Annotated in this window: 20 protein-coding genes; 9 read left to right on the top strand and 11 right to left on the bottom strand. The window is 72.8% G+C overall.

Annotation, left to right across the window (positions count from 1 at the left end; genetic code table 11):
• Positions 1 to 35 precede the first annotated feature (35 nt).
• Together ACQUQD_RS18295 and ACQUQD_RS18290 are read right to left on the bottom strand one after the other, a co-directional pair.
• Positions 36 to 1,211, bottom strand: coding sequence for a low temperature requirement protein A (locus ACQUQD_RS18295; RefSeq protein ID WP_428953168.1), 1,176 nt, complete (start codon positions 1,209 to 1,211; stop codon positions 36 to 38).
• 30 nt (positions 1,212 to 1,241) lie between these two features.
• Complete coding sequence (locus ACQUQD_RS18290; protein ID WP_428953167.1) at positions 1,242 to 2,015, bottom strand: SDR family oxidoreductase; 774 nt, start codon at positions 2,013 to 2,015, stop codon at positions 1,242 to 1,244.
• 166 nt (positions 2,016 to 2,181) lie between these two features.
• Between ACQUQD_RS18290 and ACQUQD_RS18285 the strand changes: the two genes are divergently transcribed.
• Positions 2,182 to 2,763, top strand: a complete 582-nt coding sequence (locus ACQUQD_RS18285; protein WP_428953166.1) for a TetR/AcrR family transcriptional regulator — start codon at positions 2,182 to 2,184, stop codon at positions 2,761 to 2,763.
• 30 nt (positions 2,764 to 2,793) lie between these two features.
• Here the strand turns inward: ACQUQD_RS18285 and cseC are convergent, their stop codons facing one another.
• The 5 genes from cseC to ACQUQD_RS18260 form a co-directional block, all read right to left on the bottom strand.
• The gene (cseC, locus tag ACQUQD_RS18280; RefSeq protein WP_428953165.1) at positions 2,794 to 4,293 is read right to left on the bottom strand and encodes a two-component system sensor histidine kinase CseC; all 1,500 of its coding nucleotides are present in this window, start codon (positions 4,291 to 4,293) and stop codon (positions 2,794 to 2,796) included.
• 22 nt (positions 4,294 to 4,315) lie between these two features.
• Positions 4,316 to 5,044: a two-component system response regulator CseB gene (gene cseB, locus ACQUQD_RS18275; RefSeq protein ID WP_428957595.1), complete on the bottom strand. Its 729-nt coding sequence runs from the start codon at positions 5,042 to 5,044 to the stop codon at positions 4,316 to 4,318.
• A gap of 42 nt (positions 5,045 to 5,086) precedes the next feature.
• Positions 5,087 to 5,770 carry a hypothetical protein gene (locus ACQUQD_RS18270; RefSeq protein WP_428953164.1) on the bottom strand — a complete coding sequence of 228 codons (684 nt, stop codon included), beginning with the start codon at positions 5,768 to 5,770 and terminating at the stop codon, positions 5,087 to 5,089.
• Positions 5,758 to 6,309, bottom strand: a complete 552-nt coding sequence (locus tag ACQUQD_RS18265) for a SigE family RNA polymerase sigma factor (RefSeq protein ID WP_428953163.1) — start codon at positions 6,307 to 6,309, stop codon at positions 5,758 to 5,760. The genes ACQUQD_RS18270 and ACQUQD_RS18265 overlap by 13 nt, the downstream gene beginning before the upstream one ends.
• A gap of 177 nt (positions 6,310 to 6,486) precedes the next feature.
• Positions 6,487 to 7,398 carry an A/G-specific adenine glycosylase gene (locus ACQUQD_RS18260; RefSeq protein WP_428953162.1) on the bottom strand — a complete coding sequence of 304 codons (912 nt, stop codon included), beginning with the start codon at positions 7,396 to 7,398 and terminating at the stop codon, positions 6,487 to 6,489.
• A 139-nt stretch (positions 7,399 to 7,537) separates the two neighbouring features.
• On the opposite strand from ACQUQD_RS18260, the gene ACQUQD_RS18255 reads away from it, so the two are divergent.
• Positions 7,538 to 9,115, top strand: a complete 1,578-nt coding sequence (locus ACQUQD_RS18255; protein ID WP_428953161.1) for a sensor histidine kinase — start codon at positions 7,538 to 7,540, stop codon at positions 9,113 to 9,115.
• Positions 9,103 to 9,783, top strand: a complete 681-nt coding sequence (locus ACQUQD_RS18250) for a response regulator (RefSeq protein ID WP_428953160.1) — start codon at positions 9,103 to 9,105, stop codon at positions 9,781 to 9,783. Before ACQUQD_RS18255 ends, ACQUQD_RS18250 begins: the two co-directional genes overlap by 13 nt.
• A 114-nt stretch (positions 9,784 to 9,897) precedes the next feature.
• Here ACQUQD_RS18250 and ACQUQD_RS18245 read toward each other — a convergent pair whose 3' ends face one another.
• Entirely contained in the window at positions 9,898 to 10,563 is a 666-nt protein-coding gene (locus ACQUQD_RS18245; protein WP_428953159.1) for a phosphatase PAP2 family protein, read from the bottom strand.
• 186 nt (positions 10,564 to 10,749) lie between these two features.
• Here ACQUQD_RS18245 and ACQUQD_RS18240 point away from each other — a divergent pair, with 186 nt between their 5' ends.
• Positions 10,750 to 11,556 carry a hypothetical protein gene (locus ACQUQD_RS18240; RefSeq protein ID WP_428953158.1) on the top strand — a complete coding sequence of 269 codons (807 nt, stop codon included), beginning with the start codon at positions 10,750 to 10,752 and terminating at the stop codon, positions 11,554 to 11,556.
• A gap of 95 nt (positions 11,557 to 11,651) precedes the next feature.
• Here the strand turns inward: ACQUQD_RS18240 and disA are convergent, their stop codons facing one another.
• Both disA and radA read right to left on the bottom strand, forming a co-directional pair.
• A complete protein-coding gene (disA, locus tag ACQUQD_RS18235; protein WP_428953157.1) occupies positions 11,652 to 12,773 on the bottom strand; it encodes a DNA integrity scanning diadenylate cyclase DisA in 1,122 nt (373 codons plus the stop codon).
• A 75-nt stretch (positions 12,774 to 12,848) separates the two neighbouring features.
• Positions 12,849 to 14,258 (bottom strand): DNA repair protein RadA, encoded by a 1,410-nt coding sequence (radA, locus tag ACQUQD_RS18230; protein WP_428953156.1) that lies wholly within the window; start codon positions 14,256 to 14,258, stop codon positions 12,849 to 12,851.
• 192 nt (positions 14,259 to 14,450) lie between these two features.
• On the opposite strand from radA, the gene ACQUQD_RS18225 reads away from it, so the two are divergent.
• The gene (locus ACQUQD_RS18225) at positions 14,451 to 16,184 is read left to right on the top strand and encodes a BACON domain-containing protein (protein WP_428953155.1); all 1,734 of its coding nucleotides are present in this window, start codon (positions 14,451 to 14,453) and stop codon (positions 16,182 to 16,184) included.
• 15 nt (positions 16,185 to 16,199) lie between these two features.
• Here the strand turns inward: ACQUQD_RS18225 and ACQUQD_RS18220 are convergent, their stop codons facing one another.
• Positions 16,200 to 17,078, bottom strand: a complete 879-nt coding sequence (locus tag ACQUQD_RS18220) for a hypothetical protein (protein ID WP_428953154.1) — start codon at positions 17,076 to 17,078, stop codon at positions 16,200 to 16,202.
• 152 nt (positions 17,079 to 17,230) lie between these two features.
• Here ACQUQD_RS18220 and ACQUQD_RS18215 point away from each other — a divergent pair, with 152 nt between their 5' ends.
• From ACQUQD_RS18215 to ilvD, 4 genes are all read left to right on the top strand, one after another.
• Positions 17,231 to 18,163, top strand: coding sequence for a Ppx/GppA family phosphatase (locus ACQUQD_RS18215; protein ID WP_428953153.1), 933 nt, complete (start codon positions 17,231 to 17,233; stop codon positions 18,161 to 18,163).
• A gap of 318 nt (positions 18,164 to 18,481) precedes the next feature.
• The gene (locus ACQUQD_RS18210) at positions 18,482 to 19,306 is read left to right on the top strand and encodes a sugar phosphate isomerase/epimerase family protein (protein WP_428953152.1); all 825 of its coding nucleotides are present in this window, start codon (positions 18,482 to 18,484) and stop codon (positions 19,304 to 19,306) included.
• Complete coding sequence (locus tag ACQUQD_RS18205; RefSeq protein ID WP_428953151.1) at positions 19,303 to 19,920, top strand: TetR family transcriptional regulator; 618 nt, start codon at positions 19,303 to 19,305, stop codon at positions 19,918 to 19,920. Before ACQUQD_RS18210 ends, ACQUQD_RS18205 begins: the two co-directional genes overlap by 4 nt.
• A 107-nt stretch (positions 19,921 to 20,027) precedes the next feature.
• The gene (gene ilvD, locus ACQUQD_RS18200; RefSeq protein ID WP_428953150.1) at positions 20,028 to 21,881 is read left to right on the top strand and encodes a dihydroxy-acid dehydratase; all 1,854 of its coding nucleotides are present in this window, start codon (positions 20,028 to 20,030) and stop codon (positions 21,879 to 21,881) included.
• Positions 21,882 to 21,888 lie beyond the last annotated feature (7 nt).

Genomic DNA, 21,888 nt, shown 5'->3' with positions numbered 1-21,888 from the left:
TCCGTGCCCGTACGGGTTCGTGCTGACGATCCCTGTCAGGGGACGAGGCGGCGCCGGTGTCCCGGCGCCTCCGCCACGACCGAGGCCGCGAGGAGCGCCGCCGGGGCAGCCAACGTCGCCGCCACCGGCAGCCGGCCGACCGCGGGCAGCAGGCAGAGGGTGGCCGCCGCCGTCACGAACCGGATCAGGACCACTGGTTCCCGCAGACCGGTGAAGGAGGCCCTGACCAGGGCCGTCGAGGTGAGGAACACGGCCGTACCACCCAGGACGCAGGCGGCCAGCGCCGTGTTCAGGTGGGACGTCGTGGTGGCCACGGCCGCGCCGACCGCACCGCCCGTGACGGCCAGGGCGAGTTGGATGGGCAGGTGCCCGAAGACGTAGACGTGCATGTGGCGGCCGCCGGAGGCCACTGCGTCGTGGGCGCCCGGGCGGGTGCTCGACGCGCTGAAGTACGACCACCACAGCCCGGCGGCGAGCGCGAACGCGGCGGCGCCGGTGAGTGCCGCGGCCGGGGCCGTCTCCGCGGTGACCAGGCCGTTGGTGAAGCCGAGCACGGTCTCGCCGAGGACGATGATCGTGAACAGGCCGAACCGCTCCCGCAGATGCTCCGCGTCGCTCGGGCTGTCGGCGAGCCGCCGCCCGGCGAGCAGCGGCAGGGCCAGTTCCGCCGTCATGGCGACGCCCCAGGCGACGTAGCGGGCCGGGCCGTCGAGGGCGAAGGTGGCGGCCAGCCAGATCGCCGCCGTGACCGCCGAACCCGTCAGGTACGACGCCGCGATGCGGCGCAGCCGCGGCTCGTGGCGCAGGTCCCGGAGGTAGAGCGCGGCGACGCCCGCGCGGGCGCACAGGTAGGAGACGACGAAGCCGGCGTCGGCGCCCCGGTCGTGGCCGACGCCGCCGAGGTGGACCGCCATCCCGGTCACCGCGGCGAGGCCCGCCGTGGTGAGCAGCCGCTGGACGGTCAGGTCGCGGTCCGCGCGGTTGGCGCGGACCGCGTACAGGACCCAGGTCCACCACAGCGGGACGAACAGGGCAGCCGCGGCGGCGATCGAGGCCGCGTGCGGATGGCCGCCGATGCGGTGGGTGGCCTGGCCGACCGCGGCCACGAACACCAGGTCGCCGAAGAGCTCGAACCAGGTGGCGCGGCGCGGTAACTCGCCTGCGAGAACGGGCTGTTGGGGAGTCTCTAGGGTGGGACGGGATACGGTCATGGGCGCGAGATTAGCCCGGGTGTTCGTCGCTCAGCGGCCCGTTGCGAGGTTCGCCCCGCCGGTGCAGTCCAGGACCGTGCCGGTGATGAATCCGTTCGTGGCAAGGGCGTTGATGGCCGCCGCCACCTCCCCGGCGGTACCGACGCGGCCCACGGGGGTCGTCGCCGCGAGCCCCGCGAACAGCTCCTTGCGCTGCTCGGCCGGTACGCGGTCCCACCACGGGGTGTCGATGACACCGGGGGAGACGGCGTTGATCCGGCGTGGGGCGAGCTCGACGGCGAGCGGGGGGACCATCGACTCGAGCGCGCCGTTGATCGCGGCCAGGCCCGAGGTGCCGGGGAAGGCGGCGCGGGCCGACGCGGCCGTGACGAAGGTGACCGAGGCGTGCTCGGTGAGATGATCCAACGCCGCCTGCAGGACGCGCAGTTGGGGCCAGAACTTGGCGTCGAAGCCATGGGCGAGATCGGCCAGGTCCAGGCCGGCGAAGGGGCCGCTGCCCGCCGCACCGCTGATCGCGATGACCAGGTGGTCGATCGGGGCGGAGGCGGCGAAGAAGGCGTCGATGTCCGCCTGATCGGTGGCGTCCATGCGGTACGTGGAGGTCTTGCCGCCGATCCGGGCGGCCGCCTCGTCGAGCTTGGTCCGGTCGCGTCCGGTGATCGTCACCTCGGCGCCGCCCCGGGCGAACAGTGCGGCCGTGGCCTCGCCGATGCCGGAGCTGCCGCCCATGACGACGGCGTGGACGGGGGAGTCGGCGGAGCTGCTGGAGTCGATGGGGGTGCTGGAGGGTGTTGCAGAAGTCATGGTGACCCTGTCCTCGTGTTCCCGTGCCTCTTGAGTTATTGACGAGACTGTCGGTCTCGGTAAAGTAAGTGTTGCCGAGACTGGCGGTCTCGTCAAGTGGGTGCAGCAAGATACGGAGAGGTTGAGAAGACAGGTGCAGGGACGGAAGCAGGGAGAGGTGATGGCGATGAGCGTCGAACGGGCCCACACCGGGCGTCGCCGCAACGAGGAGGCGCGACGGGCCGTGCTCGACGCGGCGCTGCGGCTGCTCGCGGACGCGGACGGCGCACCGGTCGGCGTGGACGCCATCGCGCGGGAGGCCGGGGTCGGCAAGCAGACGCTCTATCGGTGGTGGCCCTCGAAGGGCGCTGTCCTGCTCGACGCGCTGACCGACCGCGCCGAGCAGGATGTGCCGGCGCCGGCCGCCGGGTCGTTGCGCGAGGAGCTGCGGGCGGTGGTCGCCGCCACGTTCGAGGGCGCGCTGTCGACGCCCGTCGGCCCGGCCCTGCGCACGCTGGCGCGAGAGGCCGCCCGCGACCCCCATCTCGCCGATCTGATGCGGGAGTTCACCCAGGCACGCCGAGCCGTGCTGCGCGAGGTACTCGCCCGCGGGCAGGAGCGCGGCGAGCTCGCCGCCGGCCGCGACCTCGACCTGATGGTGGATCAGGTCTACGGGGTCTTCTGGTACCGGTTCCTGCTCGGACACGCCCCGTTGGGCGAACGGGAGGCGACTGAACTCGCCGACTCCCTCGTACGGCAGGGGAGTTGACGAGCGTACGGCAGGAGAGGCGAGCCGGTATCACTTCCCGCCGTCGGGCAGCCGCAGCATCGGGAAGCTGCCGGTGCTCGTCGGCGCGTGCTCGGGCAGCCACAGTACGGCCACCGCGCCCTCCGCCGGGGTGCCGTGCTCGGTGCCCGGCGGGCGTACGTTGCGGAACGTGAGCCGGGCGCCCAGGACCTGCGCCTGGCCCGCCGCGATCGTCAGGCCGAGGCCGTGGCCGTGGCCCGCGCGATCGGCGGCGCCGGTGCGGAAGCGGCTCGGACCGTCCTCCAGAAGCTCCTCGGGGAAGCCGGGGCCGTGGTCGCGGACCCGGATGACGCGGCCCTCGACGCTGACCTCGATGGGGGGCCGGGCGTGCTTGGACGCGTTGGCCAGGAGGTTGATCAGGATGCGCTCCAGGCGGCGCGGGTCCGTGGTCACCTCGGACTCGTGGATGACGTGGACGGAGACGCCGTCGGCGGCACGGGCCGCCATCCGGCGCTCCACGAACTCGCCCAGCATGATGTCCTGCAGCTCGGCCCGCTCGGCCGCGCTGTCGAGACGGGCCACCTCCAGCACGTCCTCGACGAGCGTGCGCATGGCCTGCGCGCGGTCCTTCACCAGCTCGCTGGGCCGGCCGTCGGGCAGCAGCTCGGCCGCCGTGAGCAGACCGGTGACCGGGGTGCGCAGCTCGTGCGCGATGTCCGCGGTGACCCGGCGCTCGGCCTCGAGCCGCTGCTTGAGCGCGTCGGCCATCGCGTCGACGGCCCGCGCCAGGTCGTCGGTCTCGTCGCGCACGACACCGCCGATGGCGTCGCGGACGCGGACCTCGGTGCGGCCCTGGGCGACCTCGCGGGCCGCGCCGGCCGCCTTGCGCAGCCGGCGCGAGAGCTGACCGCCGATGAGCACGCCGAGCGCGCTGCCGCCGAAGACCACCGAGATCGCGCCGATGATCAGGGCCTGGTCGAGGTCCTTCATGACCGTGGCGCTGCGGTCGGTGAACCGGGTGTGCACCGAGAGCAGGTCACCGTTGCTCAGCGGCACCGCGGCCCAGATGTCGGGCACGCCGTTGGACGGCTCGGAGACGAAGGTGGCGCGGCGGCCGGACAGCGCCTTGACGCGCAGCTCACGCGGCATGTCCGGATCGTTGACCTTGAAACCGACGGGCAGATTCCCGCCGCGTGCCTCGTACTGCCGCTGCACGAACTGGATCCGCTCGTCCTGGACGTCGCGCGCGTTGTCCAGCATCGAGACACGGGCCGCGTTGTGCACCACGAGACTGAGCGCGACGGCCACGAGCGCGCCGACCAGCGCGATGGCCACGCTGATCTTCCACCGCACCCCGGTGCGCAGGCTGCGCCGCAGGCGCCGCGGCAGCAGGGTGCGCAGCGTGACGCGCGAGCGCGGGGCGGCCGCCGCCGGGCCGGGGGTGCCGGTCGCGCGGGGCTCGCCGAGCGCCGAGGCCGGGCCCGGCGCACCGGCCCGGCCGCTGGAGCCGACCGGCTCGCGTGGGTGCGGGGTGTCCGCCGTCCCCCTCATATCCGCTTCCCCATCAGCCCGATCAGGCCTTCAGTTTGTAGCCGAAGCCGCGGACCGTCTCGATGCGGTCCTGGCCGATCTTCGTACGCAGTCGCTGGACGTGGACGTCGACGACGCGGGTGTCGCCGCCCCAGCCGTAGTCCCAGACGCGCTCCAGGAGCTTGTCACGGGACAGGACGGTGCCGGGCGCCGAGGAGAACTCCAGGAGCAGCCGCATCTCGGTCGGCGTCAGCGCCACCGGGGCGCCGTCCTTCCTGACCTCCATGCCCTCCGTGTCGATCTCCAGGTCGCCGAAGTGCAGGACGCCCGCGTCCGCGCCGACCGGCTCGTCCGCCGCTCCGGAACCCGCCGCCGACGGGCCGCCCGCGTGCCCGAAGCGGCGCAGCACGGCCCGGATCCGGGCCACCAGCACGGCCCCGTCGAACGGCTTGGTCACATAGTCGTCGGCCCCGGCCTCCAGGCCGAGCACGACGTCGATGGAGTCCGCGCGCGCGGACAGCATGATCACCGGGACCGTCGACTCGTCGCGGATGCGCCGGCACAGCGAGACCCCGTCGAGCCCCGGGACCATGACGTCGAGCAGCGCGATGTCCGGCCGGTCCGCGCGGAACGCCTCCAGGCCCGCGAGCCCGTCGGGCATCGCGGTGACCACGAAGCCGTCGCGCTCCAGGGCGAGCTGGGTGGCCTCGCGGATGACGTCGTCGTCCTCGACGAACAGCACGTGGGTCTGCTCACCCTTGCGCTCGCCCATGGCGCCCATGCGGTCTCCCATCCGTTCTTCTCGTGCTCTGGCTCAGCCGTCGTCCGTGGGGGCGGGGGACTCCCCGTCCACGGCGTGGCTGTAGTCGTTGTGCGTGCGGCTCTCCTGGACGAAGCGGCCCCCGCTCCAGCGGTAGGTCAGGATCTCCTCGCCCGACGGAGAGGCGACCGAGTCACCCTTCTCGTACACCTGCTTGGTGACCACCAGATCACCCCGGTCTATCTCCGCGTAGACCGGGGGTTCCTCGGCCTGGAAGACATTCTGGTACTTTCCGTCCTCGTCGCGATACACATACGTCCCGATGCCGACGGCGTCACCGCAGGTCATGACATTGACCACGACATCGCTCGACGCTCCGCCGGTCAGGTTGCCGTAGCTCACGTCGACCGGGTACTCGTTCGCCACGCACGGCTTCAGATCACGCTTGATCTCCGTGCTGACCTTGGGATCGGCCTTCACCAGACGCACCGCGTTCACGGTCTTCGGGGACGTGGACGGTCTCGGCGCAGGGGACGCGGTGGCGGCCGACTCGGTGGAGCCGACCGGGTCCGTCCGGGCGGGACCCTCGTCGCGGGCACCCGTACCGCCGGCCGAGCAGGCGGCGAGCGAACCGGCACAAAGGGCGATGGCGGCGAGCCCGGCGACCGCCGAACTCCCCGCCTTCAGGACCTGCGCGGTCCTGCGGATCCGAGAGGCACGTATGCCTAGGCCGCGCAACGCTCCCGCTCCTCACGTTCGAGCGCGCGAGCGACGAGTTCGTCGCGGTCCCGGCTCTCCAGCTCCTCACGGAGCCGGGCGAGGGCCCGGTGCAGCGTGCTCTTCACGGTTCCGGCCGACATTCCGAGGGCGGCGGCCGTCTCCTCTGTGGACATCTGCTCCCAGTGTCGCAGCACCACGACACTGCGCTGCTTCGGAGCCAGCACCTTCATGACGTCCATCAGCAGTGCGCGGTCGGCGTGCTGCTCGGTCGAGTCGTCCACGACGGACTCCGGCAGCTGCTCGGTCGGCACTTCCTCCAGCTTGCGGGCCCGCCACCACTCGGTGCGGGTGTTGATCATGACGCGGCGCAGATACGCGTCCGCGAGCCGCTTGTCCGCTATGCCGTCCCACCGGCCGTACGTCCGCACCAGCGCGGTCTGCAGCAGGTCCTGGGCGTCGACCGGGTCCGGCACCAGGCGCCGGGCGCTGCGCAGCAGAGCGTCCTGCCGCGTCCTGACGTACTCCTCGAACTCGAGCACCTCGCCGCCGTGCGCCATGATCAACCGCCTCCCGCTTCCTGCCGGTTCCCCGTTCGCCCGCACCGGTCAGGTGCGGTTACGTGGAAGAAGCTACGGAGGGGTTGTCACGGCGTTGTCCGTTCCAGCCTGCGAGGAACGCACGGCTGTCCGTCGGTTGTGTAACGAACCTAAGGACCGCCTGAAAGAGCGACCCGGTCAGCCGACCGGAAGCCGGTACAGACCGCCCGCCAGCGGCTCCACCAGCCCGTCGTCGACCAGACCGTCCAGCGCACGGGCCCGCTGCACCGGCTCGTCCCACACCCGGTCCAGCGCCGCCTGCGGCACCGGGGTCACCGCCTCGCGCAGCACCGCCAGCAGCTTGCCGCGCACCTGCCGGTCCGTCCCCGCGTACGTCTGCCCGCGCCGCGGCGGCCCGTCGTGCGCGGGCTTCCCGGCCAGCCGCCACGCGCACTGCGCGGCGATCGGGCACCGGTGGCACTCCTCGTTCTTCGCCGTGCACACGAGCGCGCCCAACTCCATCGACGCGGCCGCCCACTTGGCGGCGACCTCGTCCTCGTCGGGGAGCAGCGCGCGGGCCAGCTTGCGCTCGGCCGCGGTGGTGGCGTTCGGCGGGTACTGCACACCGGTCACGACCCGGGCGAAGACGCGTCGCACGTTCGTGTCGAGCACGGCGTGACGTTGCCCGTACGCGAACGAGGCGACCGCGGCCGCCGTGTACTCGCCGATGCCGGGCAGCGCGAGCAGCTGCGCGTGGTTCGTCGGTACGTCGCCGCCGTGCCGCTCCGTTATGGCGACGGCCGCGCCGTGCAGCCGCAGGGCGCGCCGCGGATAGCCGAGCCGGCCCCAGGCGCGGACGGCCTCGCCCGGCGCGTCCGCGGCGAGGTCGGCGGGCCGGGGCCAGCGCGCCAGCCACTGCTCGTACACGGGCAGCACCCGGCTCACCGGCGTCTGCTGGAGCATGAACTCGCTGACCATCACGCCCCACGGGCCCGCGTCGGGGCGCCGCCAGGGCAGGTCTCGGGCGTGGTCGGCGAACCAGTCGATGACGGGGTCGTGAAGATCGGAGCGACCGGGGACGTTCTCGGGGGTCTTCGTGAGCGCAGTCATGGCACTGCCGATCCTGCCACGTCGGACACCCGTGCCGCGCAGACGCTCCGCTCGGGCGGGCGGGCCCGGCGCGTCCCCGCCCGCACCCCTGACGATCGGCAGGGGCGCCGGGACCCCCGCCGCTTGTACCGTCGACGAGGTGACCCCCCGTCGCCGCTCCGCCCTCGCGGACCTGTCGCTCTGGGCGGCGCTGGCCCTGCCGGTCCTCGCCGTCGAGCACCTGCACCTGCACGAGCCCGCCGCCGCCTGGCAGCAGCTCGCCGGACTCGCCGTGCTCGGCGCGGCGACCGCACTGCACCGCCGGCTGCCCGCCACCGCGTTCGTCGTCGCGGCCGCCCCGGGCCTCGCCGTCGCGTCGTCCCTGTTCACCCTCTCCTACGGGCCCGCCCTCGCCGCCTTCGCCTACCTCATGGGCCTGCGCTCCCGCGCCGCCCGCCCCTCCCTGCTCGCCTTCGCCGCGCTCGCCGCCGTCGGCACCGCCGAGATCGCGATCCGCCAGGTCGACCCGGCCGCGGAGTGGCTCGTGCTCATGGGCACCCTCCTGTTCGGCGCGGTCTTCCCCTGGCTCATCGGCCGCTACTGGCGCCAGAGCCGCGAGCTGACCGCCGCCGGCTGGGCCAGGGCCGGGCAGCTGGAGCGCGAGCACCGCATCGTCGCCGACCGCGCCCGGCTGCGCGAACGGGCCCGCATCGCCCAGGACATGCACGACTCCCTCGGCCACGAGCTCAGCCTCATCGCCGTGCGCGCGGGCGCCCTCCAGGTCGCCCCCGGCCTCGCCGACGCGCACCGCACGGCCGCCGCCGAACTGCGCGCCGCCGCCTCCGACGCCACCGACCGGCTGCACGGCATCATCGGCCTGCTGCGCGAGGAGGACGACGAGCCGGCCCCGCTCGCCCCGGCCGGCGAGAGCGTCGCGGAACTGGTGGAACGGGCCGCCGAATCGGGCCTCCCCGTCCGCCTCGTGGGAGCACCGGCCCCCGACGACCGCACCGCCTACCGCGTCGTCCAGGAAGCCCTGACGAACGCGGCGAAGCACGCGCCCGGCGCCCCCGTCACCGTGGAGGCGCACCGGCGGGCCGACGCGACCACGCTCACCGTCACCAACGGCCGCCCCCGGCACACGCCCCCGCCCCCGCCGGGCAGCGGCACCGGCCTGATCGGACTGCGCGCCCGGATCACCGCGCTCGGCGGCACCTTCGACGCGAGCCCGCACGAGGGCGGCTTCCGGGTCACGGCCCTCCTGCCCGCCCCCGGCACCGCGCCCGCCCGCCCCGCCCGCGACGAGGGGCCCATCGACTTCGCGTACGCGCGGCGCAGCGCGCGCCGCCGGGTGGGCCTGGCGTTCGCCGCGGCCGCGGTCGCGGGAACCGTCCTGATCGGCGGGGCGTTCACCTGGTACGCGTACACGAAGACGCACGCCGTCCTCACCCCGCAGGCGTACGCGCAGCTGCGCACCGGCACGCCCTTCGCCGAGGCCGCCGCCCGGCTGCCCGACCGCACGATCAGCGACCCGCCGGTCGAGCGCGCGCCCACACCGCCGCCCGCGCACACGGACTGCCGCTACTACCGCGCCAGCGGCGAACTCTTCGTACCCGTCGAGCACTTCAGGCTCTGCTTCGGAGACGACCCGGCGCACACCCTCGTCGACAAGGCGGTGATCCCCAAGGCGGGCACCGCCGACCAGATGGTGGAAGAGGAGCACGAATGGGCCCGCTGACCGAACCGGCGCCGCGCCGCATCAGGGTGCTGCTCGCCGACGACGAGGCGATGATCCGGGCCGGCGTCGGCGCGATCCTCGCGGCGGGCGGCGACTTCGAGATCGTCGCCGAGGCCGCCGACGGCCGTGAGGCGCTCGCCCTCGCCCGGGCGCACCGCCCGGACGTGGCGCTGCTCGACATCCGCATGCCGCGCCTGGACGGCCTGGCCGCGGCCGAGGAGATCACGGCGACGGTGCCCGGCACGGCGGTGGCGATGCTGACGACGTTCTCCGAGGACGCCTACGTCGCGCGGGCGCTCGGCGGCGGCGCGACTGGCTTCCTGCTCAAGTCCGGCGACCCGCACGAACTGATGGCGGGTGTACGGGCGGTGGCGGACGGCGCCGCGTTCCTGTCGCCCAAGGTGGCCCGGCACGTCATCGACGGCCTCGGCGGCGGCCGGCTCTCGCGCGAGGCCTCGGCCCGGCAGCGCGTGGCGACGCTCACGCCGCGCGAGCGCGAGGTCCTCGGCCTGGTCGGCGCGGGGCTGTCGAACCCGGAGATCGCCGGGCGCCTGCACCTCGTGGAAGGCACGGTGAAGGCGTACGTCAGCGCGGTCCTCGACCGGCTGGAGGTCAAGAACCGCGTACAGGCCGCGATCGTGGCGTACGAGGCGGGACTGCTGACGTAGCGACAGTTCCGCCGGGCCCGGCGGAACGTGAGGGGGCGTCAGAAGGGCCTGTCAGAAAGGGAGGTCAGAAAGGGAGGTCAGAAAGGGAGGTCGGAAGCGGTTGCCGGAAACGGTTCAGCGCCGGTGCGCGCCTCCGCGCGGCCGCCCGTCGTGCGCCGACGCGTATCCGCCACCGGCCGGCCCCGGGCCCGCGAACCACCGCACGAGCCCGTTCCCGGACCCGCGCATCGCCTCGGTCACCCGCGCCCCCGGACGCGTGACGAGCCGGACGACGAGCAGCGCGACCAGGGTGCCGAGCAGCAGGCCCACCGCGACGTCGTGCGGGTAGTGCACGCCCACGAAGACCCGGGAGAACGCCATGAGGATCGCCATCGGCACGGTCAGCCAGCCGATCTTCGGCCAGGCCAGCGCGAGCCCGACGGCCGCCGCGGCGGCGATCGTGGCGTGGTTGCTGGGGAACGACCAGTCGCCGTAGACCGGGCAGTCCACCAACGACGGCAAGGCACCCGCGACGGCCCGGCACGGCCGCTCCTCGTCGACCCCCGACTTGATCAACTCGCTGCACACATAGGCCACGGCGGTGGCCAGCGGCGCGAGCACCGCGACGGCGAAGGCTCGCGGGTCACCGCGCCGCGCCCGCCACCAGGCGACGACGAACAGCACGGCGAACAGCAGCAGGCCCAGTTCCGTCCACACCTCCATCAGGTGCTGAAACCACGAAGGAGTGTCGTGGGCGAATTCGGTGATGTCGCGATAGAGATCGGAGTCGATGGTTCCCATGGTGACGGACAGTACGCAATGACCGGGTGCTGTCACATCTTGCGATGGTCGCGGACCGCACCTGACGAAAGACAGGGGTCGGGGACCCCGCCGGACGGCCGCGCATGATGATGATCCGGAAAACTTGATGTGCGGGGCGGCGGGTGGGCGCGGGACAACGGCCGGATCTCTCGTAAGGTTTGGGTCGTGGGATCACTGCGCAATCCGATCGGGCCGCTTCCCTCCTCCATCTACTGGCGCCGGAGGGTCGTACTGGCGTCTGTCCTCGCGCTGCTCGCGCTGCTGGTCGTGTGGGTCGTGAACCTCGGCGGCGGCGGCGCGAACAACGGCGCGGACGGGTCCAACGGCAAGCATCCGACCGATGCCATCACGCCAGGACCGTCCGGTACCGGGCCCGCGATCAGCGAACACCCGGGCGGGCGCGACGAGTCGGGCGGTTCCGGGTCGGGCGACGGCTCCGGTTCCGGTGACGGCTCGGGTGACTCCGCGGGCTCCGGGGGCGGCTCCGACGACGCGGCGGGCGGCGACAAGGGCGACGGCGGCGACGGCGGTTCGGCCGCCGGCGGCCAGGCGGCGGCGGTCGTCGGCCTGCCCGACTGCACCGCGGGCGGCACGTCGCTGGCGGTGCGCAGCATCCACAACTCGTACGCCCCCGGGGAGAAGCCGAAGCTCGAACTCGTCGCCAAGAACACGACGGACAAGGCCTGCAAGGTCGACCTCGGTCCGAAGACGGCGGTCGTCACGATCACCAAGGCGGACGGCGACACGAAGTACTGGTCGTCCGGGGACTGCCCGGCCGGTCCCGGCAGCCGGGTGCTCCGCGTGCCGGCGGGCGGCAAGGTCACCCAGTCGCTGACCTGGGACCGCAAGCCGAGCGTCCCGCAGTGCGCCACGCCTCCGGCGGGGTCCGCGGGCGCCGGTACGTATCTGGTCGAGGTCAAGGGGGCCCAACTGACCGGGACCCGGACGTCGTTCGTGCTGAAGGCCGACTGAGTTCCGGGCGTCATCGGCGGGTGGGCGTCACGGGGCTCCGCCCCGGACCCCGCTCCTCAAGCGCCAAAGCCGCTTGATGTGCCCAGCGGCTCGAGCTAGACGTACCGCTCCAGGATCGACGACTCCGCCAGGCGCGACAGGCCCTCGCGCACGCTGCGCGCCCTGGCCTCGCCGACGCCGTCCACCGTCTGCAGGTCGTCGACGCTGGCGGCGAGCAGCTTCTGCAGGCCGCCGAAGTGCTCCACCAGGCGGTCGATGATCGCCCCGGGCAGGCGCGGCACCTTCGCCAGCAGCCGGAAGCCGCGCGGTGACACCGCCGAGTCCAGCGCCTCCGGCGAACCGGTGTAGCCCAACGCCCGCGCCACGATGGGCAGTTCGAGCAGCTCGCCGTGGTGCAGGGAGTCCAGCTCGGACAGCGCCTCGTCGACCGTGCGCGAGCGCTTGGCCGTCGGCTCGGGCACATAGTCCCGTACGACCAGCTCGCGCTCGGGCTCGACGCCCGCGATCAGCTCGTCCAGCTGCAGCGCCAGCAGCCGGCCGTCCGTGCCCAGCTCGACGACGTACTCGGCGATCTCGGTCGCGATACGGCGCACCATCTCCAGGCGCTGGGCGACCGCGACGACGTCCCGGACCGTGACCAGGTCCTCGATCTCCAGCGCGGAGAGCGTGCCCGCGACCTCGTCGAGACGCAGCTTGTAGCGCTCCAGGGTCGCGAGGGCCTGGTTGGCGCGGGACAGGATCGCCGCCGAGTCCTCCAGGACGCGGCGCTGACCGTCCACGTACAGGGCGATCAGGCGCATCGACTGGGAGACCGAGACGACCGGGAAGCCGACCTGCTTGCTGACGCGGTCGGCGGTGCGGTGCCGGGTGCCCGTCTCCTCGGTCGGGATCGTCGGATCCGGCACCAGCTGCACACCGGCCCGCAGGATCTTGTCGAGGTTCGAGGAGAGCACGATGCCGCCGTCGAGCTTGCACAGCTCACGCAGGCGCGTGGCCGAGAACTCGACGTCGAGGACGAAGCCGCCCGTGCACATCGACTCGACCGTCTTGTCGGAGCCGAGGACGATGAGCCCGCCGGTGTTGCCACGGAGGATCCGCTCCAGACCGTCCCGCAGGCCGGTGCCGGGCGCCACCGCGCTCAGCGAGGCGCGCATCAGACCGTCCGTACCGGAACTCCCGGACTTGCCGGGAGCTGCCGCCCGGTCATTGGCTGCCACTGCACTCCTCCGGATCGCAGACTCTCTTGGGAGGCCCTGTCGCGTTCGTACGCACGGGCGAGACCAGGGCAAAGTCTACCGGCGCTCCTCCGTCTCCCGCGGGGCCTCTCGGCGACGGCTCTTCGGCAGCACCCGCAGCGCGTCCCCTATATCGGCGACTTCCAGGACCTTCATACCGGGCGGGATCTTTCCGGGATCGGCCGGCACGAGGGCGTGCGTGAACCCGAGACGGTGTGCTTCGGCCAGCCTGCGCTGCACGCCCGTGACCCGTCTGACCTCGCCCGCGAGGCCTACTTCTCCGATCGCCACCAGGTTCTTGGGCAGCGGGGTGTCGCTCGCGGCGGAGGCGAGGGCGAGCGCGATGGCCAGGTCCGCGGCCGGCTCGGAGAGCTTCACGCCGCCGACCGTCGCGGAGTAGATGTCCCTTTTGCCCAAGGCGCTGATCCGGCCACGCTGTTCGAGTACCGCCAGCATCATCGAGACGCGGGACGTCTCCAGGCCGGACGTGGTGCGGCGGGGCGAGGGGATCTGGGAGTCGACCGTCAGTGCCTGGACCTCGGCGACCAGCGGGCGGCGGCCCTCCAGGGTCACCGTCAGACAGGTGCCGGGGACCGGCTCGTCGCGGCGGGTCAGGAACAGGCCGGACGGGTCGGCGAGCCCGGTGATGCCCTCGTCGTGCAGCTCGAAGCAGCCGACCTCGTCCGTCGTCCCGTACCGGTTCTTCACGCCGCGGACCAGGCGCAGGCGCGCGTGCCGGTCGCCCTCGAAGTTCAGCACGACGTCGACCAGGTGCTCCAGCAGGCGCGGGCCCGCGATCGCGCCCTCCTTCGTGACATGGCCCACGAGCAGGGTCGACATGCCGCGCTCCTTGGACGCGCGGATCAGCGCCCCGGCCACCTCGCGGACCTGCGCCATGCCGCCCGGCGCCCCGTCGATCTCCGGCGACGCCACCGTCTGCACCGAGTCCATGATCAGCAGCGAGGGCTTCACCGCGTCCAAGTGACCGAGGACCGCGGAGAGATCGGTCTCCGCCGCCAGGTACAGATGGTCGTCGATCGCCTTGATGCGGTCGGCGCGCAGGCGGACCTGGGACGCCGACTCCTCGCCCGTCACATAGAGGGTCCGGTGCTCCTCGTCGGCGGCCTTGGCCGCCACGTCCAGGAGCAGCGTGGACTTGCCGACGCCGGGCTCACCCGCGAGCAGGACCACCGCACCCGGTACGAGTCCGCCGCCGAGCACCCGGTCCAGCTCCGGCACCCCGGTGCTGCGGGCCGTGGCCTGCTTGCCGTCCACCTGGCCGATGGGCACGGCGGATGTCGTGACGCGGCCGGGGGCGGTCGTGCGCACGGCGGGCGCGCCGTACTCCTCGATCGTCCCCCACGCCTGGCACTCGGCGCAGCGGCCCAGCCACTTGGCCGTCTGCCAGCCGCATTCGGTGCAGCGGTAGGACGGACGGTCCTTCGCGGATTTCGTACGGGCAGCCATGCACGAAACCGTAGCGGGCCCCACTGACATCGCCGACATCGGCGGTATTGCCCCTGTCGGTTGCCCCGCGTAGCCGTGCTGGCCACGGAATATGGGCTTCCTGTCCCCTTTTGAGGGATCGTTTCACCCGTAAGGATTAAAAGTGCTCAAGGGGCCGGAAGGGCCCCGCGCGCGCCGCCTACGGTCGCACGGGTGATGAGCAGCAGGCCGGAAACCCCCACGCACACCACCGGCGCACACCGGGCGCACCGCCCCGGGGCGAGGCGGCCGGTGCCGCGCGCTGTTCCGCAGCGCCCGCCCGCTCGCTACGAGCCGTGTCTGGACGGCTTGTTCACCTACTGCCTCTCCGTGCTCTGCGACCACGAAGAGGCGACCGCCGCCCTCGGTGACGCCCTCGCGCTCGCCGAGCGCCGCGGCTCGCGCGCCCCGGCCGCCGACTCCGAGGCCGACCGCAGGGCCTGGCTGTACGCGCTCGCCCGCTGGGCCTGTCTGCGCCGTCTCGCCGAGGCCAAGCGCAGGCGGCAGGGCGCGCACGCCACGGGCAAGCGCCCGCCCGAGCCCGCCGAGAAGGGCCCCTCCGAAGACGTCCTCCTCCAGGAGGAGCGCCGCCGCCAACTCGCGCTGCTCGCCTGGCCGGAGGCAGCCGGCACCACCCCCGAGCAGCGCGAGGCGCTCGAACTGGCCGTGCGGCACCAGCTGTCGCCGCGCGAGGTCGCGGCCGTCCTCGGCACCGACCCCGGCGTCACCCGCGAGCTGCTCGCGGCCGCCGCCTGCGAGGTCGAGCGCACCCGCGCCGCGCTCGCCGTCGTGGAGACCGGCACCTGCCCCAGCGTCGCCCGCCTCACCGGCGACAACCAAGTGCTCCTGTCCGCCGCCCTGCGCCGCGAGCTCGTCCGGCACGTCGACGACTGCCCGCGCTGCCGCCGCACCGCCGAGCGCGCCGCCCCCGGCAGCTGGCCCGGCACCTCCGTGACGCCCGCCGCGCTGCCCCTCGTCGAGGCCCCGCGCCCCGCCCTGCACCGCGCGATGCACGCCCCGCACCCCGGCGGCGCGCCCCGCTTCGACCGGCGCGGGTTCCCCATGGATCCCAAGGACCGGGCGGCACGGCGGGACCGGCTGCGCTCGCGCGCGGTCACGACGACCGTGGTCGCCACCGTGGTGGCCGCTCCCGTACTCGCCCTGTGGGCCGCCTACCGCGGAGCCCCGCTCACCGGCGAGGGCACCGACGGCCGCTCCATCAGCGCCAGCGAGGCGGGCGGACCCGACGGGCTGAGCGGCGAGCGCACGGACGACACGTACGAGAACGCGGGCAACGCCAGCACCACCCCCGACCCCCGCTTCACCGCGGGCAGCCGCTCGCCCGACGTCTCCGTCGAGGTCATCTCGCCGCGCGCGGGCACCGGCCCCGGGCGGCTGACCGTCGAGGCCCAGCCCAGCGGCGCCTCGACGCTCATCACCCTGACGGCGTCCGGGAGTTCGGCCGTCCACTGGTCCGCGCACACCGGGGCGTCCTGGCTGTATCTGAGCCAGGCGTCGGGGACGCTGCGGCCGGGCGAGTCGTTCACGATCCGGGTGTACGTCGATCATGACCGGGAGCCGTCCGGGCACTGGAGCGCCCGCATCGGCATCGATCCGTCCGGCGCCGTCATCTCCCTCGACGGGTACGGGAGTTCCGGCGGTGCCCGGCCCACCCCCGGGCCGGGCACCAGCGGGCCCGGCACCGGCGGGCCGGACCCCACGCCGTCCGACCCCTCGCCCTCCGAGCCCTCGTCGGGGCCGAGCGATCCCTCGCCCTCGGACCCCGACCCGAGCTCGCCGGACCCGGACCCCACGACCTCGGAGCCCGACCCGACGCCGACCGGCTCGTCGCCCGCGCCCTCCGACCCGTCGAGCCCCGGGGACTCGACGTCGCCGCAGTCCCCGTAGGCACTTCCCGTGTCGCTACGCCGGGTCCGGGTCCGCCGGGTGCGGGGCGAGCAGCGGCAGGCCCTTCGGGGCGGACGCCAGCCGCTCCTCGCAGAGCTCGACCAGCTTGTCGTAACCGGCCTTGCCCATCAGCTCGGTGAGCTCCGGGCGGTACGAGACGTACACCGGGTCGCCCGCGCCGTGCGCCGAGGTCGCCGAGGTGCACCACCAGTGCAGGTCGTGGCCGCCCGGGCCCCAGCCGCGCCGGTCGTACTCACCGATCGAGACCTGGAGCACCCGGGTGTCGTCGGGGCGGTCGATCCACTCGTAGGTACGGCGGACCGGCAGCTGCCAGCACACATCCGGCTTCGTCTCCAGCGGCTCGCGGCCCTCCTTGATCGCCAGGATGTGCAGCGAGCAGCCGGCGCCGCCCTCGAAGCCCGGGCGGTTCTGGAAGATGCACGAGCCCTTGTACGGGCGGGTCTGGCGCTCGCCGTCCTCGTCCTTGGAGACCCAGCCGGTCTCCGTACCGACGTCGTGGTGCTGCCAGATGTCCGGCGTGAGGCGCGCGACGTAGCCCGCCACGCGCTTCTCGTCGTCCTCGTCCGAGAAGTGCGCGCCCAGCGTGCAGCAGCCGTCGTCCGCGCGGCCCGCCTGGATGCCCTGGCAGCCGCTGCCGAAGATGCAGGTCCAACGAGAGGTCAGCCATGTCAGATCGCACCGGAAGATCTGCTCGTCGTCCGCCGGATCCGGGAACTCGACCCAGGCGCGCGGGAAGTCGATTCCCTTCTCGTCCGGCTGGGCCGCCTTCGGCTGCTGCTTCGGCTTCTGCTTCTGCTTCGGCTCCAGGTCTGGAGTCGCCGACTTCGTCTTCTTGTCGCTCTTGTCGGCCTTGGCCTTTTTCGTCTTTGGCACGGCTCCAGAGTAAGGGCGTCGTGGAGGTGGGCGAGACTCCCGCTTCCACGACGGTCCAGGGGCCGGCTCGGCTCCCCGCTCAGGTCACGGGTCGGGTCTCGGCAGGGGCCTTGGCGGACGGAGCGCGGGGTCGGCGCAGTAGCGTTCCGTATATGAGACTCGGTGTCCTCGACGTGGGTTCGAATACGGTTCATCTGCTCGTGGTGGACGCGCACAGGGGTGCCCGCCCGCTGCCCGCGCACTCGCACAAGGCCGATCTGCGGCTCGCCCAACTCCTCGACGAGCGGGGCGCGATCGGGGCCGACGGGGTGGAACAGCTGGTCGGCACGGTCAGAGGGGCCCTGGAGGCCGCCGAGGACAAGGGTGTCGAGGACCTGCTGCCCTTCGCCACGTCGGCCGTGCGCGAGGCGAGCAACGCCGATGAGGTGCTGGCGCGGGTGAAGGACGAGACCGGGGTCGAGCTGCGGGTGCTCACCGGGGCGGAGGAGGCGCGGCTCACGTTCCTCGCCGTGCGGCGGTGGTTCGGCTGGTCCGCGGGGAAGCTGCTGGTGCTCGACATCGGTGGCGGGTCGCTGGAGATCGCGTACGGGATCGACGAGGAGCCCGACGCGGCGGTGTCGCTGCCGCTGGGGGCCGGGCGGTTGACGGCCGGGTGGCTGCCCGGGGATCCGGCCGATCCGGCGGACGTGAAGGCGTTGCGGCGGCATGTGCGGGCGCAGATCGCGCGGACCGTGGGGGAGTTCAGCCGGTTCGGGGCGCCGGATCATGTGGTGGCCACGTCGAAGACGTTCAAGCAGTTGGCGCGGCTTGCGGGGGCCGCTCGGTCCACCGAAGGGCTGTACGTACAACGGGACTTGAAGCGGGAGTCGTTGGAGGCGTGGGTGCCGCGGCTCGCCGGGATGACGGTGGCTGAGCGGGCGGAGCTGCCCGGGGTGTCGGAGGGGCGGGCCGGGCAGTTGCTCGCGGGGGCGCTGGTGGCCGAAGGGGCGATGGATCTGTTCGGGGTGGAGACGTTGGAGATCTGTCCCTGGGCGCTGCGGGAGGGTGTCATCCTGCGGCGGCTGGATCATCTGGCCTCGCCCTGAGTGGTCTGAACGGCCTGAACCGCCTGAAGGGAGGGTGGCCGTCTGGGCTTCGGTTGGCGGCTTTCCGTTTCGATCCGACAGGTGTGTGGGTGGGTACGGGGCCGCCCTGGGCATGTCCGTGCTCGCCATCTTGATGGCCTCGCCGGTTGCTTCGCGCTTCGTCACCGCGTGGTCTGTGCTGCGCGCGCACATACCCAGACCGGCCCCTCCCGTCTCGTACGCGAGTGATCGCCGGTGGATCCATGTCAAGGATCCGTCGGCACGGGGACGATTCACCCGGCCTCCCCGCGGGATCGCGAGGGCCCGTACTCTGTCCCCGTGGCAGAACCAGTGGTGCGCATCCCGGATGCGAAGGTCGCCCTGTCGACCGCCTCGGTGTATCCGGAGTCGACGGCGACGGCCTTCGAGATCGCCGCACGCCTGGGCTACGACGGCGTCGAGGTCATGGTGTGGACCGACCCCGTCAGCCAGGACATCGAGGCGCTGCGGCGGCTCAGCGACTATCACCGGATCCCGATTCTGGCCGTGCACGCACCATGTCTGCTGATCACGCAGCGGGTCTGGTCGACGGACCCATGGGTGAAGCTGCAGCGGGCGAAGGCCGCGGCGGAGAAGCTCGGGGCCTCGACCGTCGTGGTGCATCCGCCCTTCCGGTGGCAGCGGCAGTACGCCCGGGACTTCGTCAGCGGCATCTGGCGGATGGCCGGCGAGACCGATGTGCGGTTCGCCGTCGAAAACATGTACCCGTGGCGCTACCGGGACCGGGAGATGCTCGCGTACGCCCCCGACTGGGACGTCACGAAGGACGACTACCGGCACTTCACCGTCGACCTGAGCCACACCGCCACGGCCCGGACCGACGCGATGCAGATGATCGACCGGATGGGAGACCGGCTGGGGCACGTGCACCTGGCCGACGGGAACGGGTCCAACAAGGACGAGCACCTGGTGCCGGGGCGCGGCACGCAGCCCTGTGCCGAGCTGCTGGAGCGGCTGGCCGTCAGCGGGTTCGACGGGCATGTGGTCATCGAGGTCAATACGCGGCGCGCGATGTCCAGCGCCGAGCGTGAGGCCGACCTCGCCGAGGCGCTCGCCTTCACACGGCTGCATCTGGCGTCCGCGATGCGGGTGCCGCGTTCATGAGCGAATCCGCGCGGCGCCGGGGACGGCCCTCGCGTACGGCGGGCGGGGACGGGCCCGGGACGCGTGAGCGGATCCTCGCCGCGGCGCGCGAGGAGTTCGCCGAGCGGGGGTACGACAAGACCTCCGTGCGGGGGATCGCCAAGGCGGCCGGGGTCGACTCGGCGCTGGTGCACCACTACTTCGGCACCAAGGAGCAGGTGTTCGCCGCCTCCGTCGAGATGGCCTTCGCGCCCGCCCTGGAGGCTCCGGCCGCCGTGGAGGACGGGCCGCTGGACGGGGTCGGCGAGCGGCTGACCCGGTTCATCTTCGGCGTGTGGGAGAACCCGGCGACGCGGGCACCGCTGCTCGCCATCGTGCGCTCCGCCGTCAACAACGAGGTGGCCGCGGGTGTCTTCCGGCGGCTCATCGCCGCCCAGCTGCTGTCGCGCATCGGGCGGCGCCTCGACCTGCCGGAGCAGGAGGCCGAGCTGCGGGCCTCGCTGGCCGCGGCCCAGCTGGTGGGGACCGCGATGCTCCGGTACGTGATCAAGGTGGAGCCGCTGGCCTCGGCGGACGTCGAGGTCCTCGTGGCCCGGCTCGCGCCCGTCGTGCAGGGACATCTGACCGGCTCCTGACCCGGGACCATGAGACGGGCGTCCCGGTATCTGGACAGGGTGTCCGGATCTTGGAGGGGCGGCGTAGGCTCGTACGCAGTCTTTTCTGCCTGAAGGAGCGAGCGACGATGCCCGAGCTGAGGTCCCGCACAGTCACCCACGGCCGCAACATGGCGGGCGCACGCGCCCTTATGCGCGCCTCCGGTGTACCCGGTGCGGACATCGGCCGGAAGCCGATCATCGCCGTGGCCAACTCGTTCACCGAGTTCGTGCCCGGGCACACCCACCTGGCCCCGGTCGGCCGCATCGTCAGCGACGCCATCACGGCCGCCGGCGGCATCCCCCGGGAGTTCAACACCATCGCCGTCGACGACGGCATCGCCATGGGGCACGGCGGCATGCTGTACAGCCTGCCGTCGCGCGATCTGATCGCCGACTCGGTCGAGTACATGGTCGAGGCGCACTGCGCGGACGCCCTGGTGTGCATCTCGAACTGCGACAAGATCACCCCGGGCATGCTGATGGCCGCGCTGCGCCTCAACATCCCGACGGTCTTCGTCTCCGGCGGCCCGATGGAGTCCGGCCGGGCCACCCTCGTCGACGGCACGGTCCGCACGCTCGACCTGGTCGACGCGATGTCCGAGGCCGTGAACGAGAAGATCTCCGACGAGGACATCCTCCGTATCGAGGAGAACGCCTGCCCGACCTGCGGCTCGTGTTCCGGCATGTTCACCGCCAACTCGATGAACTGCCTGACCGAGGCCATCGGTCTGTCCCTGCCGGGCAACGGCTCGGTCCTCGCCACGCACACCGCCCGCAAGGCGCTGTACGAGCGCGCGGGCGCGACCGTCGTCGAGCTGACCAAGCGCTACTACGGCGAGGACGACGCCTCGGTCCTGCCGCGCAACATCGCCACCCACGCCGCCTTCGAGAACGCGATGGCGCTCGACATCGCCATGGGCGGCTCCACGAACACGATCCTGCACCTGCTGGCCGCCGCGCAGGAGGCCGAGGTCGACTACAACCTCGACCACATCAACGCCGTCTCGCGCCGCGTCCCCTGCCTGGCCAAGGTCGCGCCGAACGTCGCGGGCTCGAAGACGTACTACATGGAGGACGTGCACCGCGCCGGCGGCATCCCCGCCCTCCTCGGCGAGCTGTACCGCGGCGGTCTCCTCAACGAGGACGTGCACACGGTCCACTCGCCCTCCATCAAGGAGTGGCTGGACGCCTGGGACGTCCGTTCCGGCGCCGCGTCCGACGAGGCCGTCGAGCTGTGGCACGCGGCCCCCGGCTGCAAGCGCTCCGCCGAGGCCTTCTCGCAGTCCGAGCGCTGGGACACCCTCGACACGGACGCGGCGAACGGCTGCATCCGCGACGTCGCCCACGCCTACTCCAAGGACGGCGGCCTCGCGGTCCTGAAGGGCAACCTGGCCGAGGACGGCTGCGTCGTGAAGACCGCCGGTGTCGACGAGTCCATCTGGGTCTTCGAGGGCCCGGCCGTGGTCTGCGAGTCGCAGGAGGAGGCCGTCGAGAAGATCCTGCTCAAGCAGGTCAAGGAGGGCGACGTCGTCGTCATCCGCTACGAGGGCCCCAAGGGCGGCCCCGGCATGCAGGAGATGCTCTACCCGACCTCGTACCTGAAGGGCCGCGGTCTCGGAAAGGTCTGCGCGCTCGTCACGGACGGCCGCTTCTCCGGCGGTACGTCGGGCCTGTCCATCGGCCACGCCTCGCCCGAGGCGGCCGCCGGCGGCGCCATCGCCCTCGTCGAGGACGGCGACCGCGTCCGCATCGACATCCCGAACCGGTCCATCGAACTGCTCGTCTCCGACGAGGAGTTGGCCGCGCGCCGCGAGGTCCTCGGCGGCGTCTACGCCCCCAAGGCGCGCGAGCGCAAGGTCTCCGCGGCCCTGCGCGCGTACGCGGCGATGGCGACCAGCGCCGACAAGGGCGCGGTCCGCGACGTCTCCAAGCTCGGCTGACCCCGCT

Source organism: Streptomyces sp. cg35 (assembly GCF_050410835.1).
GTDB lineage: Bacteria > Actinomycetota > Actinomycetes > Streptomycetales > Streptomycetaceae > Streptomyces.
The sequence above is the reverse complement of the archived record's forward strand: the minus strand, read 5'-3'. Positions and strand labels throughout refer to the sequence as shown.